13 protein-coding genes are annotated in these 14,764 nt (G+C 44.6%); 4 read left to right on the top strand and 9 right to left on the bottom strand.

Annotated elements, in window-relative coordinates; all coding sequences use genetic code 11:
• The first annotated feature begins 301 nt into the window (after nucleotides 1-301).
• Nucleotides 302-2,989, top strand: a complete 2,688-nt coding sequence (locus Q0198_RS05635; RefSeq protein ID WP_297895960.1) for a polymorphic toxin type 44 domain-containing protein — start codon at nucleotides 302-304, stop codon at nucleotides 2,987-2,989.
• 529 nt (nucleotides 2,990-3,518) lie between these two features.
• Here the strand turns inward: Q0198_RS05635 and Q0198_RS05630 are convergent.
• A complete protein-coding gene (locus tag Q0198_RS05630) occupies nucleotides 3,519-4,820 on the bottom strand; it encodes an HlyD family type I secretion periplasmic adaptor subunit (RefSeq protein WP_297895958.1) in 1,302 nt (433 codons plus the stop codon).
• 25 nt (nucleotides 4,821-4,845) lie between these two features.
• Nucleotides 4,846-7,203: a type I secretion system permease/ATPase gene (locus Q0198_RS05625; protein WP_297895956.1), complete on the bottom strand. Its 2,358-nt coding sequence runs from the start codon at nucleotides 7,201-7,203 to the stop codon at nucleotides 4,846-4,848.
• A 266-nt stretch (nucleotides 7,204-7,469) separates the two neighbouring features.
• Here Q0198_RS05625 and Q0198_RS05620 point away from each other — a divergent pair, with 266 nt between their 5' ends.
• From Q0198_RS05620 to Q0198_RS05610, 3 genes are all read left to right on the top strand, one after another.
• Nucleotides 7,470-8,231: a hypothetical protein gene (locus tag Q0198_RS05620; RefSeq protein WP_297895954.1), complete on the top strand. Its 762-nt coding sequence runs from the start codon at nucleotides 7,470-7,472 to the stop codon at nucleotides 8,229-8,231.
• 91 nt (nucleotides 8,232-8,322) lie between these two features.
• On the top strand, nucleotides 8,323-8,715 hold the full coding sequence (locus Q0198_RS05615) for a hypothetical protein (protein ID WP_297895953.1): 393 nt from the start codon (nucleotides 8,323-8,325) through the stop codon (nucleotides 8,713-8,715).
• Between the two features lie 280 nt (nucleotides 8,716-8,995).
• Entirely contained in the window at nucleotides 8,996-9,181 is a 186-nt protein-coding gene (locus Q0198_RS05610) for a hypothetical protein (RefSeq protein ID WP_297895951.1), read from the top strand.
• Here Q0198_RS05610 and Q0198_RS05605 read toward each other — a convergent pair.
• The 7 genes from Q0198_RS05605 to Q0198_RS05575 all read right to left on the bottom strand — a co-directional run bounded on the left by Q0198_RS05605 (nucleotide 9,170) and on the right by Q0198_RS05575 (nucleotide 14,750).
• Nucleotides 9,170-9,853 carry an alpha/beta hydrolase gene (locus Q0198_RS05605; protein WP_297895949.1) on the bottom strand — a complete coding sequence of 228 codons (684 nt, stop codon included), beginning with the start codon at nucleotides 9,851-9,853 and terminating at the stop codon, nucleotides 9,170-9,172. The genes Q0198_RS05610 and Q0198_RS05605 overlap by 12 nt on opposite strands.
• 136 nt (nucleotides 9,854-9,989) lie before the next feature.
• Nucleotides 9,990-10,811, bottom strand: a complete 822-nt coding sequence (locus Q0198_RS05600) for a DUF364 domain-containing protein (protein ID WP_297895947.1) — start codon at nucleotides 10,809-10,811, stop codon at nucleotides 9,990-9,992.
• A gap of 542 nt (nucleotides 10,812-11,353) precedes the next feature.
• Complete coding sequence (locus Q0198_RS05595) at nucleotides 11,354-11,863, bottom strand: hypothetical protein (protein WP_297895945.1); 510 nt, start codon at nucleotides 11,861-11,863, stop codon at nucleotides 11,354-11,356.
• Entirely contained in the window at nucleotides 11,860-12,813 is a 954-nt protein-coding gene (locus Q0198_RS05590; RefSeq protein WP_297895943.1) for a hypothetical protein, read from the bottom strand. The genes Q0198_RS05595 and Q0198_RS05590 overlap by 4 nt, the downstream gene beginning before the upstream one ends.
• A complete protein-coding gene (locus Q0198_RS05585) occupies nucleotides 12,810-13,487 on the bottom strand; it encodes an ABC transporter ATP-binding protein (protein WP_297895941.1) in 678 nt (225 codons plus the stop codon). The genes Q0198_RS05590 and Q0198_RS05585 overlap by 4 nt, the downstream gene beginning before the upstream one ends.
• Nucleotides 13,484-14,593, bottom strand: coding sequence for an FtsX-like permease family protein (locus tag Q0198_RS05580; RefSeq protein WP_297895940.1), 1,110 nt, complete (start codon nucleotides 14,591-14,593; stop codon nucleotides 13,484-13,486). The genes Q0198_RS05585 and Q0198_RS05580 overlap by 4 nt, the downstream gene beginning before the upstream one ends.
• On the bottom strand, nucleotides 14,583-14,750 hold the full coding sequence (locus tag Q0198_RS05575) for a hypothetical protein (protein WP_297895938.1): 168 nt from the start codon (nucleotides 14,748-14,750) through the stop codon (nucleotides 14,583-14,585). Before Q0198_RS05575 ends, Q0198_RS05580 begins: the two co-directional genes overlap by 11 nt.
• Nucleotides 14,751-14,764: the final 14 nt, after the last annotated feature.

Below are 14,764 nucleotides of genomic sequence, written 5' to 3'. Positions count from 1 at the left end.
TACACTTCTCTATTTATTGGATATTCTCTTTTATATTATTTTTATTTTTTACAAAATTAGAAATGTTTGATATTTTTATGGAATTTTGGTTTAATTTATTTTCATACGTATTCGCTATGCCATTTATATTATTAATATTTAATTTTGTTTTAATGACCATAATTATATTGTTTAAAAATAATTTAAGTGGTATAGCGATATTGAATGAGACCAATACTCCATTGACATTTCTATTTGCATTAACATATTGTATAATTGCAATAAAAAGTTGTATCATATTCAGATCAAGAAAGGACGAACAATGAATTTTAATGGAGAAATTCCTGCTGGAGTAAATATAGAAGCCAACATCAAAGAAGCTTTGGATTTTAGAGCAAGCCATAGTGTATTGGAAACATACTATTACTTTTATTTAAAAGTCAAAAATAGAGGTGAGTGGGATTACAAATATAGAGATATAGAAGCTAAGCAAAAAAATCAACCAAGCAAATATGAAGACTTTGGAAATTGGCATTATGGGGTAATAGGAACGGCTCTTGGAATTCCAAAAGAGATTTTGCTTGCAGGTGCAGGTGCCGCCCAAGTCTCATCGATGATGAAAGACAGCAATTTTTTATTGAATTTTGTTTGGAGCTGGCTACAGGCCGCCGAAACTGGAGATTTTGGATATTATGATGATCCAAAAGATCAAGCTCAAATCCTTGCTGGAATACAGGCTTATAAGAAAAATTTTCCAATTTCACCGATGACCGAAGAAGAATTGTGTGAACTATTATCTGCGTTTCCAGACGATACTTTAAGTAACGAGCTAAAAAATTATTTAAAAGAAATATATCCTTACAAAGATTTCTTTAACTCTATCAATATCGTCGACCCTCTCGCCCTTGATCTTAACGGAGACGGCAAGATCGGCATCAGCCCGGCACCTAACGGCGGAGCCTACTTCGATCACAACGGCGACGGAGTGTCTCACAGATCATCTTGGATAAGCAAAGAGGATGTAATTTTAGCCTACGATCGTAACGGCAACGGCAATATAGACGACGGCGGCGAGCTATTTGGAAATTTCACGCAGATAAAAGATAAAGATGGCAATCAAAGACTAGCCAAGGACGGCTACGAAGCTTTAAAGGAATTCGATAGCAATAACGACGGGCTTATAGATAATAAAGACGATAAATTTAAAGATCTTAAAATTTGGCAGGATGCGAACTCTAACGGGATCTCAGACGAAGGCGAGCTAAAGAGCTTAGATGAGCTTGGTATCGCCAGCCTAAGCCTAAATCACAACGAGGTAAACGAAGATCTAGGAGGCGGCAATACTCTAAGCCTAAAGGGAAGCTACATTAAAACTGACGGCACCGCTCATAGTATGGGCGATCTGAATTTCAACGTAGATACGATAAACTCTAAATTTAAAGACGGGGCGCCGTTAAGCTCCGAAGATATGGCTAGAGCAAATATTAAAGGCTTTGGACTCTTAAGAGATCTAAGATCGGCCGCTGCTTTAAATAAAGATCTTGCTGCCGCGCTAGATAGCTACTCTCGCTTAAGTACTAAAGAGGAGCAGCTCAAGGCTCTGCCTGCTCTTATAAAAGCCTGGAGCGAGACTGCGGTAAGAAGCACGGACGGAAATTCTAATGCCGCGGGCTACGAAGTAAGTCTAAAAGGGGTGAAGCTTCCAAGCAATGTAAATCTAGGCGCAGGATCAAACATCAACGTAGATGCAGACGGTAACGTGATAAACTCCGGTAATCCAAACGCCAGAAGACTAAGCCTCACTCCGTCTCAATATCAGGCTCTACTAAATAGCTCAAATTCTATAGATGAGAGCTTGCTAAAGGAGTTTGAGAGTATAAAATACAAGATCAAAGTAATTGATGCTTTCACCGGCTCAAAGACTGCAGAGCTCTATTATATAAGCAATGACGATATAAAAGCTATCATCAAAAACACGAACGAGACCTATGATAAAATTTTAAACTACTCCTATGCGTCGCTACTTGCTCAAACCAGACTAAAAGGCTATGCTGATCTGATAAGTCTGGATATGATCTCCGTACCTAACGATACGGCTGCGGGCGGCGCCTCGGGGTCTGCAAGTGGCGGCGCGAATATATCTGCTAAGCCAAAGTATGATTTCAGACTAAATTTCACCAAAGTAATCGATAAATTTAAAGAGATAAATCTAAGCGATCCGAAGAAGGCTTTCGTAGATTTGGCGGAGTTTGCTACCTTATTTCAAAGTAAAAAGGAGTTCACCGCAGGACTTAGCCTACTTGCCGAGTTTGCATACGGAGCTAATAAACGAGGGGTATTAAGCGAATATATAGCCGCCATAGGACAAGAGACGCAAAATAAGCTAGATATAGCGACAATAACTTCCAATTCCAGCGGCACCAATGCAAATGATATGATGGTAGGTTCCGAAGGAGCCGACAAACTTTACGGCGGCGACGGTAACGACACTATCTACGGCGGCGAAGGCAACGACGCTATCAATGGTCAAGGCGGTAACGATATCATTTACGGCGGCGACGGAGACGATCACGCTTTCGGTGAGTGGGGCAACGATACCTTCGAAGGCGGAAAGGGTAACGATAGATTGGAAGGTGCTTGGGGAGACGATACCTATATATTCGGCAGAGGCGACGGAGCGGATACTATCTATGACTTTGTGGGTAACGATACAATTAAATTTAAAGAGGGAATCGGTAAAGAAAATATCACCTTTCAAAGGGTCGCCAACGATCTGGTATTAAAATACGGCGAAAACGACACCGTCCGTATAAATAACCAATTCGGCGGTGGTGCTATAGAGCAGATTGCGCTTGCTAGTGGAGAGTATATCACTGCTAGCAAGATAAATAAGATCATCGAAGATCTCAACGCTTACGCCACAAATAACGGTATGAGCAATATTTCGATGGATGATATGAAAAATAATCCGGATATCATGCAGATGTTTGCGAGCGGCTGGGGGAACTAGTCTCACCAGCCCAGCCGCGGCTTTTAACTAATATAAAACACCACCCGTTGCTCGCAAAAGCAACCGGTGGCGGCATTTTTTTTACTTCCATCGCTGAAGCGTTGCTTTTGTTCGCTAGATTAACGCCCTCTCACTTAACAAACAACCATGTGTTTTTCACTCTACATTAACTTATCAGTCATAACGTGCTTGCACCTTTGCTTACGCTAAATTTGAAGTGGTTACGCGTTTGGATGGGGCAGTCGTTCATTCTTTATCCATAAAATTTATCAGACGGCACCTGCCCTTAACTTGCACGGCAGCGTACTCGAATGAAGGCGGCTCTCGAGCCACGTACCCGACACATAGCACGTTTGAACGGGGCAGCTGTTTGAATCACGCATTCGGCTATAGGCTCGCCCGCTATAACAAATAACCGCTTAGATGAAAAGCAGCTATTTGAGCAGCACGCTTAGACATACAGAGACGGGAACAGGAAAGTCGCTCGAACGAGAGCAATGCATTCAAGCACTAGCCCCCTCCCCCTATCCTACCTTACGCTAAGCCCTTCGTCCAGGTATTTGATGACGGGATAGATAAATAGCTCTATTACGCGCCGTTTGCCCACTTTTACTTCAGCAGTTACGCTCATACCGGGCTCTATCTCCTTTTTGATCCCGTCTACGATCAAAAATGTAGAATCGGGTCTAATCTTTACTTCGTAAATTTCCCCTAGCTTCTCATCGTTTATCGCATCGTTTGCTATGTGGATCAGCTCGCCTTCAAGCTTGCCGTATTTTTGAAAGTCGAAGGTCTGAACCTTAATCGCCACGCTTTGATTGTTTTCCAGATAGCCTATGTCTTTATTAAGCACGTTTGCTTTGATGATCAAAGGCTTATCGCTAGGCACTATAGAGATTAAATTTTCTTGATTTGTGATGGCGGTTCCTTGCGTATTTACGAGTAGCTTTCCTACAAAGCCGTCAACGGGAGAGGAGATGATCTGCTGTCTGGTTTGAAACAAGATCGCGTTGATCTCTGCTTTTAGCGAGCTTGCTTCCTTCTGCTTGGCTAGCATCTCATCGAGCCATTTAGATATGCTCTGGCTTTTAAAGGCCTCAAGCTCCTTAGCTAGCTCATCCAAATTTGCCCTTTGCTCAGCAAGCTTCTGCTTTGAAATTTTAAGATTGGAGTTTAGCTCGATTACCTTGGATTTGAGCTCATATAGATCCCTGCGCGCTATTATATCTTTCACTTTGTTTAGATTATTCAGCCGCGCTTCATCTATCTTTAAAATTCCGCTTAGTCTCTCGACCTCTAAATTGGTGGAATTTATCCCCATTTGCAGAGCTTGCATTTTTAGATTATAGACGTTTATGCTCTCTTCGTAGTTTGATTTTTGCGTATTGTATAAGCTCAGCTCATCCGCGCTGATATTGGCATCTAAACTTTTGCCCGAGCTTAGAGCGTCTAGCCTTTTTATAGAGTATTCAAGTAGAGCTAGGCTTTCTTGCTTGGTGGATAAATTTACCGTAGAGACGCTTGGATCGATTAAGATTAGATGATCGCCCTTTTTTACCCTATCGCCCTCTTTTACTAAAATTTTGGAGACAACGCCGCTTTCGAGAGATTTTAAAATTTTAATCTCTCCGTCGGGCACGACCTTGCCGTTAGCGCTTACTACGATATCAACTTTAGCAAATACCATCCACAGCACGGCAAATATCAAAGCCCCACAAGCGATCCATAAGATAGATCTTCCCAAAGGGTTTTGCGGAGCATCCTCTATCTCGATCAATAAAGGCTTAAACTCATTTGAATCATCCTCTATTCTTTTGAAAATTTTTAGCATTGTTTATCCCGCCCTACCCTTCGACCTATCCTAGCTGCTTATCATATAGGCTCTTGTAGTAGCCGCCTAGCGCCATTAGCTCATCGTGCCTTCCGCGCTCTACGATCTCGCCTTTATCCAGTACTAAAATTTCGTCGCAATTCTTGACGGAATTTAGCCTATGCGCGATGATGATAAAGGTTTTTCCCTTTTTGATCTCGCTTAAATTTTTATTGATAATGCTTTCGCTTTCATAATCAAGCGCAGAGGTTGCCTCATCAAAGATTAAAATTTTAGGATTATTTATGAGCGCTCTAGCGATTGCGATGCGCTGTTTCTGCCCGCCGCTAAGGCTAGAGCCGCGCTCTCCTACGAAGGTATCGTAACCTCCTGCAAGCTCGGCGATAAAATCATGAGCGCCCGCGATCTTACTAACCCTGATGATCTCCTCCATACTAGCTCCGCTTGCTGCAAAGGCGATATTGTCTTTGATACTGCCGCTAAATAGATAGTTTTCTTGAAGGACTACGCCGATGTTTTGCCTCAAAAGATATGGATTAAGATGTCTGATATCTATGCCGTCTATGTAAACGGCTCCCGAGCTTTGCAGATAGAGCCGCTCGATCAGCTTCGTAATCGTGCTTTTACCGCTGCCGCTTCTGCCTACTATGCCTACGCTTTTGCCCGGCTCTACGTGAAAGCTGATATCTTTTAGCACTAAATTTAGATCCGGCCTGTATCTAAAATTTACGGCGTCAAATTTTATATCCCCTTCTATATTATTTAGTGCAATGGGTTTATCGGTGCTCTGCTCGGTTGGAGTATTTAATATATCTCCTAGCCTATCTACGCTAAGAAGGGCCTGCTGAAATTCATTCCAAAGGCCCACGAGCCTCATTACAGGAGCGCTAAATTGCCCCGCAAACATCTGAAAGGCGATGAGTTGACCGACGCTTAGCTTGCCTTCTATTACGAGCCCTACGCCGAAATATAAAATGCAAAGCGTCATAAGCTTTTGCAGCGCGGAGGCAAAGCCGCTTGCGACGTTGCTTAAATTTGAAAGATTAAAAGATGAGCGGACGTATCTGCCTAGATTTTCCTCCCACATCTTTTGCATGCTGCCCTCGATCGCTAGAGATTTTACCGTCTGCATTCCGGTTACTGCTTCTACGAGATAGGAGTTTGAAGCGGCTCCCATTTGAAATTTATCCTCCAGCCTCTTTCTAAGAACGGGAGTAATAAAAAAGTAGATCGCAGCAATTACGCTTATAAATGCGATTGCAATTAGCGTGAGTTTAATGCTGTAAAGCAGCATCATAAAGACAAATACGAAGCTAAATAAAATATCAAGTAGCACGCTTACGCTTTTATTTGCGATAAACTCTCTTATGCTATCTAGCTCACGTACTCTAGCTACTATGTTTCCTACCTTACGGTTCTCAAAGTAAGTCATCGGAAGCAGAGCCAAATGGCTAAAAAGCTCGCTACCTAGCTTAGCGTCAATTTTAGTAGTAGTGTGCGCGAATATATAATTTCTACTTAGGCTTAAAAGCATCTCAAATATGATGGTCGCCAAAAATGCAAATGCAATTACATTTAGCGTGCTAATGCTATGATGAGTTAAAACCTTATCGAGAACTACCTGCGTAAAAAGCGGCGTCACTAGACCGAAAAGCTGCATGATAAATGAAGCCAAAAGCACTTCAAATACCACTCTTTTAAAGCTTAGCATCCGCTTGTAAAACCAGGCAAAGCCGAATTTGATCTGAGAATTCAGAGTTTTATGAGCTAGCACTATAAACTCGCCACTGCAAAGATCAAATAGCTCGCTCGCGCCTAGCTCCTTTACGGAATTTCCGCCGTCAAATACGATAAATTTAAGGGAAGCTTCTGGCGAGGCTTTGGATAGAGGAGATTTGGATGAGCGGGAGGCTTTAGCCTCTTTGGCGGAGGAATGGGATGAGTTTGCATGGGATGAAGATGACGCACCGGAAGAGAACGATGCGGACGAAGATGAGTTTAAAGAATTTGTCGTGTCGCTGTTAGAGCTCAATATCTCCTTGGAATCTGCCGTATCTTTGGAATTTGCGCTATTTAGATCGGCTGCCGTCTTGTTAGTATTTGCCGCTTTAATATCCGCTTTACTTTGCTGTTCGATCTTTAGGACGTTAAAGTAGCTTCCATCCTTTTTCTGAAGTATAAACGGCGGCTTATAGCGCATCAAATTTGAAAGATTTAGCTTTTTGATTTTAGCCTTAAACTCGCAATGCTTAGCCATCCGCACTAGCTCTTCGATCTGCGGCTCCTCGCTGCTTAGCGCAAATTTATTTATAAGCGCCTTGGCATCGAATGGGATATGATTTACGGCGGCTATCAGACCTAGCGAGCCCAGAGCGGTTTGCATCGGATACCTTTGAGTGAAATTTGAAGGAATTCTATTAAGTCTATTTGAAACGGGGCTTAAATTCGAAAGGAATTTTAAAGAAATTTAAGAGATTGAGAGAATTTGGGAAACCAATAATAGTACGGTGGGAATGAATAGCTAGGAAAGCGCTAAAAATTTAAGAAGCCGCTTTAAAACAAGGCTCGGGAATATTTTATAAGCTTAAGCATACTTTTATAAATGCGGCTATATAATCCACGCCAAGGGATAGCAAGAAAAGGACTGATATGAAATTCTACAGGTCTATTAAATTTAAAGTGCTAGCTGGAGCGCTACTTCTTATAATAATACTCTGCGCCGCATTTATCCGAACAATCCCTGATTATTCCACTTCACGAGGCTTCGCCGTCGTTTCTCTCCCCGACTATAACAAATACGAACAAGGCTATTGCCTCAAAGAAAATAGAATTTTGCCCAAAGAGGAGCTGTATAAAAGAGTAGCAGGGGCATATTTGGACTATGATGTAAAGCTATATTGGATGATTGATAATTATAGGTTGAAAACCTTCGGTAGTCTTTGGTCCAGTAAATATGAGGTTGCATACTATGAACTAGAAAATATAAACTTATCAAATTGTTTTGATGTATTAGAAAAATATTACCAAGAGGGAAAAACGACTGAGGAGATACTGATGAAAGAGCTAAAGGCTAAAAAAACCGATCCAAAGAAATATCTAAAAATAAATTTGAAAGATACGAGCGTTGGATTTGACAGACCGATAGTTATGGTTAACGGCGACGATAAAGAAGTCACAGGTACTTTGTTTCTTGATAAATTTGCTATATTTAACGGTAATTATATGCAATTTAACCATTCCGAGTATATTTATGACTTGATAACGAATTTTGACATTACTAGAGAATACTATAAAGAGAGAAAAAATGCCGTAGTCGGTATTGGAAAAGGTTTTAAATTTGATAACTGCGGCAATATAAATTATCCGCTGGAAGAATATTATTTGGGTGGTAGAGATATAGAGAGGCGCTAAATTCTCTAATATTAATTTCATTAAAAAATTTATGGGACTTAAGACCGATGGATGCGGAGCAAAAGTATAAATTCACAGGGCGGCGAGACATTTGCTCGCTTTGCCGATAGTTTTCTTGCTTGATTGGTGGGTGACGTCTTTGATTTTGGAGGTTTTGCCTTTTGAGAGCGTGCTAAGAATTGCCGCTTTTGTCGCAATATTTGCGATTTTGGCTTGCGCACTACTTTGGTATTTGTTCAAAAGGTATAAAAATTTTAATCTAAGTAGGCTGTTTGTAAAAAATCCAAATTTTAGTTTGTTGCTTTTTGCGGTAGAAAATTTATCGCTCGGTGCTTTTTACGGCGGGTTTTTGGCGTGCCTCGCGGCGGGGTATTTTTGGGGTGAGCGTGCCGCCGGCTGGAGCGTGGCGTTTGCATTTGCGTTTGCGCCCGTTTGTCTGATCGTTTTTGTGATTTCGTATATGTTTAACGAAAAGAAAAGCTAAACTTATGCGCCTTTCGCGCCTGCTAAATTTTATCTCTCGCGCGATACGGACTTAGGTGCGGATTTAGCCCGCGCGAGCCGAGCGTTATTTAAAATTTCGGCCTCGCCGCGCGCTTTAAAATTTTAAAATTCTATCGTCGCAAAAGCTCCGCCGCGAGCGCTAAATTTTATCTTGCCACAACCAGAAACCCATCAACTGCTGCGTTTTGAAATTTATATAAAACGCACTTATCCTTGCTGCAGCGTTTGCAAAATTTCAAAAAACGGCGCGAAACTTGCCTTTGCAAACGGCGATTGCGCCGCAGGCTTATCTGTGCGGGCAGCGAAGCCTTCGGCAGGCTAAAAACGAGACTCTTATCTTAGCCGCAAAGCAAATCCAAACTCCGGCAGAGAAAATGCGAGTGGCGCGAATGCAGAAGCAAAAAACCGATCGTGCGGGCGCGTTTGCCCCAAGCCTAGCCCTTTAATTTCATCATTTTTTCTAAAATTTCATACACAAGATCAAGCTTCGCAAAGCCGTCTCTATCCAAAAAATGCCCGCCTTTTTGCACCTCGTAAAACTTAGCATCGATCTGCCCCGCTAACTCGCGGCTAAAGCTAAACGGCACGATATAATCGTCCTTTGCGGCAACCACCGCGCGCTGTTTTGCGGCGGCTTTTATGCGCTCAAAATCAAAGCCTTTATCCATAAACTCGTCTAAAATTTTAAATTGCGGATCGCTAAGCGGCTTTGCAAGCCCCGAGACCAGCACGATCCCCTCTACTGCGCCGCTTGCGGCACTGCTTTGTAAGAAATTTAAGATCGTAGGGCAGCCGAGGCTGTGTCCGACCAGATAGACTTCGCCTTCAAATTTTACGCTTTCTCGCAGAGTTTTCAGCCAATCATCAAGCCTTGGGTGCGCAGGCGTGGGCATCGTTAAAATTTCCGCCCTCGCGCCCGATTTTTCGATCTCGTCTTTGAGCCAGGCAAACCAATGGCTTTTAGGCGAAGCGTCGTAGCCGTGCACGATATAGACGCACTTTTGCATATTTTTCTCCTTCGAATTTAAGCTCGCCCCAAACGAGGCGGTACCGACGCAAAGTAGCGAAGCTGCGCATGCTAGGCTAAATTTCATCGCATTTCGTCTTTTGCTATTCATCTATAGCTCCTCTCATTTCTAAAGCGGACATTTTACATCGTTTTTTAAAAAAGACCTCTTAAAACGTTCGCGTAGATCTATAAAAATCCGCTGCAAAGCCGCTTGCGCGCAGAATTTTAAAATTTCAATCCGCGCCCTAGCCCCTACAGATCGTGATTTTATCGGCAAATTTACCCAAAAAGTGATACCCCGAGCCCGCCTGCGCGATGATATCGAGCACCGCGTCCGCATCTCGCACGAGCGTGCCTCCTGCAAAGTCCACGCCGCGCTCAAACAGCGCCTGCGGCAATAGCGGCGTGGTAGGCCCCACGAGCACGAGCTTGGCGCCGCTTTTTTTCAGGCGCAAAAGCCCACCCAGCGTGTCGTTGATGAGCGTCGTAGCCGTGATTATCACGTTATCTGCGCGCGGCACGACGCTGCTAGCCTCGCTTGCGGGCAAATAAAACGGCAGCTCCGCCTGCTTGAGCGTGCTTTTATCAAGCTCTAAAATTTTAAAATCCGCGCCATTTTTCATCAGCGTCTTGATGTAGGGCACCAGCGCGCCCACGACGACGCTAAAGCTGCCGCGCTCGATCCGCAGCTGCTCAAAGGGATCGGCGCCGAATTTCACGTCGTAATCCGCGCGGATTTTATCAAAACACACCCTTCCAAGCGCATTTAGCGCGGCAAGTGCGAGCGTCTTTTTAAGCGGCGCGGCGGAGTTTAGGTCGCGCAGCAGATAGCGAACGCTCTTGCCTGCGATATTGCCCGAATCGGGCATCGCGCTTGCTTGCGAGGGGCAGCAAACGGCGCTCGATAGGGACTTTAGCGGCGTATAGCTAAGCCCGCACGCGCCTCCTTGCAGCTTCACGCCGCTAAAAAACAGCCCCACGACCGCACGCTCGATCTTAAGATCCAGTGCCTGGGCGCCTAAAATTTCTTTCGCGCACTCCAGCGTCTGATCTAAAATTTCGCTCATTTTCGCTCCTTTAATGTGGAATTTAGCGCCATTATAGCTTAAAATTTCGGCGCCCGTATTGATATAAATTTATTGATCGCGCGAGCGGCGACATCCAAGTAGACGCGAGCCAAATTTAACGCAAGCGGCGGGCGCGAGATAAAATTTTACGTAGCGAGCGCGTATCGTTGCGGCTTGGAATTTTAAAAGCGCGGCACGGACGGATCAAATTTAACGAGAGCAAGCCGATGCGAGCTCGGGCAAATGCGAGCAAATTTAATAATTGCGAGCGAACGCAAACTCGGACGCGAGCTAAATTTAACGAAAGCGGCAGCGGGCAAAATTTAATAAAAGCGGCAAGCGTGGGTAAAATTAATAAAATTAGCAGATGCAGGTAAAATTTACGTGACGAGCCGTATCTGCGACAAGTCGCGCCCGCTGCGGAGTTAAATTTTATTTCTTACCTGCCACACGGCTAAATTTTATTTCATATCCGCCGCACGGCTAAATTTTATTTCCGATCCATCGCAGAATTAAATTTCATTTCCCGATCCGCTGCGAGGCTAAATTTTATTTTCCGAAAGCAGGATGTTGATGAGTGGATTTAGCAGCGTCTCGCCGCGCGCGGCGCACAGCACGATCTCGTCGTAGTAGTAGTCGCTCCTGCCGTAGTTATGAAACTCATACGCGCCAAAGCCGTAGCCCATCGGCGTGATCTCGACGCGCGAGTACCAGGCGTCCTTGGCGATGATGTATTTCTCGGTGTCTTGCGAATAAACCCACACCACGATCTCATCTTTGTTTTTTTGCCGCATCAGCCACATAAAGACGTTTGCGATGTCGTTGAAAAAATATGTATCGCCGTTTGGCATAATGGCCTGAGCGGTGTTGTACAGATCGTTTATCACCGTACCGCTTTCACGACATAGATATTTGCCAAATTCGATCTGCAGCGGCTGCTTATCGGTGTTGCCGTGGCGCACGGAAATTTTGGATTCGGCTATATCCATCGACGATATGAGTAGCCCCATCACGCAGGCGAGCAAAATCGCGGCAAAAATTTTCTTAATCATAGCAGCGCACCCCGTACGAAGTAGTATTTGACGACGTAGGCGCTGCAGATGAGCGCGTTTAGAATGAGCCAGAACGAGGAGTATTTAAGCAGGTGGGTGTAGGCGCGCTTGGTGATGAGCTCTGTTAAAAACGGCACGATGCCGAAAAATATACCCAAAAACAGCGAGCCCCAAATCGCGTAGCCGACGAAGTAATAATCCTTTAAAAGCATGCAGTACGGGCATTTATGGTTAGGCTGCTCGTAAACGTAAAGCCCGAAAAAATAGGTGATCGCGTAGTATGCGACGAACAAAAAGAGCAAATTCAGAGCAAAGCTCGCCATCGACTGCTTTAAGAAATTTAAGATCAAAATGGCGCCCAATATCACGTAGAAAAAAGTCGCCAAAAGCGCCTGCGTGTATCCAAACGGAAGCTTCGGCGCGCGAAATACGACCGAGCAGCAAAACACAGGCACGCGCAGCGGGATATTGATAAAAAATAGAATTTCTAAAATAAACTCCGCCAAAACGCCCGCAAAAAGGATGGTAAAGATCAGGTATTTGCGCTTTAGATAGGGAAATTTGCCCGCTTTAAGATCGAGGCTGTTTAAAATAAGCCAGAGCCCAAAGCCGAAGATCAGTAAAATTTTTAAAAGCAGTAGGATATTGCCGTAGCGGTTCGAGCCCACGACGCCTGCGGAACACATCGCGCCTGGCACGACCGAAGAGAGCTCGTTTAGGCAGAGCGCGAAAAATATAAACAAAATGATCTTGCACGCTATCGTGAAGAACAAAATGGTGTTGATGAGATAGTTTCTTTTCTCCAGGGCGTATTGTAAATTTGAGGTGGCGTTAAAGTCCCAGTAGCGTATGATCCGCACGATGTGAAACTGCGAGATCGCCATCAGCGCTATTACGATCAGCTCCACGGCCAAAAACGCGATCACGCTACCCGATAAAAATACGCTCATGCTGAAATTTCTCCGTCTTTTAAAAACACGTATCGCTCCACGAAGCTTAGCTCGTCGAAGAGTATGTCGTGCGTCGCGATCAAAACGGTCTTTTTAAGCTCTTTGAGCTTTGAGAGCATCTCGATGAAACCGAGCGAGTTTTGTTTGTCTAAATTTGCCGTTGGCTCGTCGGCTAAGATAATCTGCGGATTCATCACAAGCGCCCTAGCGATAGCGCAGCGCTGCTTCTCGCCGCCGCTAAGGCTAGAGACGATCTGATCTTTTTTATGCGCGATATTGGCAATCTGCATCGCTTCATCTATGCGCGCGCCAAGCTCACCCTTACTCAGCCGCTCAAGGCTAAGCGGCGCAAGGACGTTTTTATAGACGCTAAGCGCCTCAAGCAGGTTGAAAGACTGAAAGATAAAGCCGATTTTTTTGTGGCGATACGCGGAGCTTTCGATATCGGCGAGCTTAGAGACGTTTGCGCCGCCTACTAAAACCTCGCCGCTACTCGGCTTAGAAAGCGCGCCTATGATGGATAGAAGCGTGCTTTTGCCGCTGCCGCTGACTCCTTTTAAGATTACGATCTGCCCCTCTTCGACGCTTAAGTTTATATTTTTCAAAGCGCGAAACTCATTCGCCCTGCCCTCATTGTAAATTTTAAAAAGCTGCTTAATCTCTATCTTGCTCATTTGACCGCCTCGCCCATATCGCCGATAGCGATGCGCCAGGATGGGATGATGACGAAGGCTAAAAACGGGATCACGCTAAAGACGAAGATCAAAAAGAGCATATTAAAATTTATCGCAGGCGTGAAGGTGATGAAATTTCGCAGCTCGCCGCCTAAGAATATATCGCGCAGAAGCGACGCATCCAGGATAAAAACATAAGCATAAGCGCCCGCGACGCCGAGCAGATAAGCGCTTAGCGAGACGATGAAATTTTGAATAAATTTCATCGCGATGATGTCCTTTATACAAAAGCCGATGCTGCGCAAGATCGCGATCTCCTTTTTCTTCTCGCCGTATGCGAGCGAAATTTGATTTTTTAGCAAGATGAAAAACGAGATCATCGCCACGGCATAAAGCACCATAAAAATTCCACCCTTGTAATAATACAGATGCCTCACTTCGGCTACCGCGTCCTCCGCGCTAAGAGCCTCCGTGTTGGGGTATAAATTTACGATCTTAAGCGCTACTTCACTTACTTCGTTGGGGTTGGGTACGCTTACGTAGAGTTTAGTGTATTCGCCCTCCTTCAGGCTTAGCACCTCGCGCGCGGTAACGGGATTTAGATAGATCACGTCGTTTGAGACGATGCTGCTTTCGTGCGGCGAAATTTTATTAATCTTAATCGCGATTAGGCGCTGTTCGGTTAAGAAGTGAAACTCGTCCTCATAGTACCACTCGCCCATCGCCGCTTTTACCCCCTCGCCTACGACCATTTCGTTTTCGCTCAGGCTTTCGTCGCCTACGATATGAAACCAAACGCGCTTTTGAGCGAAGTAATACATCCCGTCTACGGCGCCCTGCACTTCGCTGACGCCCGCGATTTTGGAGATATCGTAGATATAGCCGTCGTGCATCAGATCGCGCTTGCCCGCGCGTAGAGCCTCTACGACGATGTCGGGCCTGAGCTTGATGACCTTTTCAAGATCGTTTTGAATGGAGCCCGAGATGAAAAGCACCGAGCTTAAAATAAAAACGATAAATGCAAAGATCGCGAAGCTAAAAGCGTGATCGGCTCTGTCTTTTCGCAGCAAAGTTACGGAGTAGTCGATGAAATTTTTACTTATCATAGACGAACTCCGCATAGGCCTTGCTCTTAAAGCTGCTCGAGAGCCGCACGTCCTTTATCTCGCGTGCGAGCTTTTGCAGGCACTGCTCGCCCTTTGCGCGATCAAAGCTCACATAATGCACCGCGATGAGCGCGTAAAGGGCGACAAAAAAGATCATTAAAGCGCAAATGA

This window comes from uncultured Campylobacter sp. (assembly GCF_938045205.1).
In the GTDB taxonomy this organism is placed as follows: domain Bacteria; phylum Campylobacterota; class Campylobacteria; order Campylobacterales; family Campylobacteraceae; genus Campylobacter_B.
This window is presented reverse-complemented; position numbering and strand designations above follow the sequence as displayed.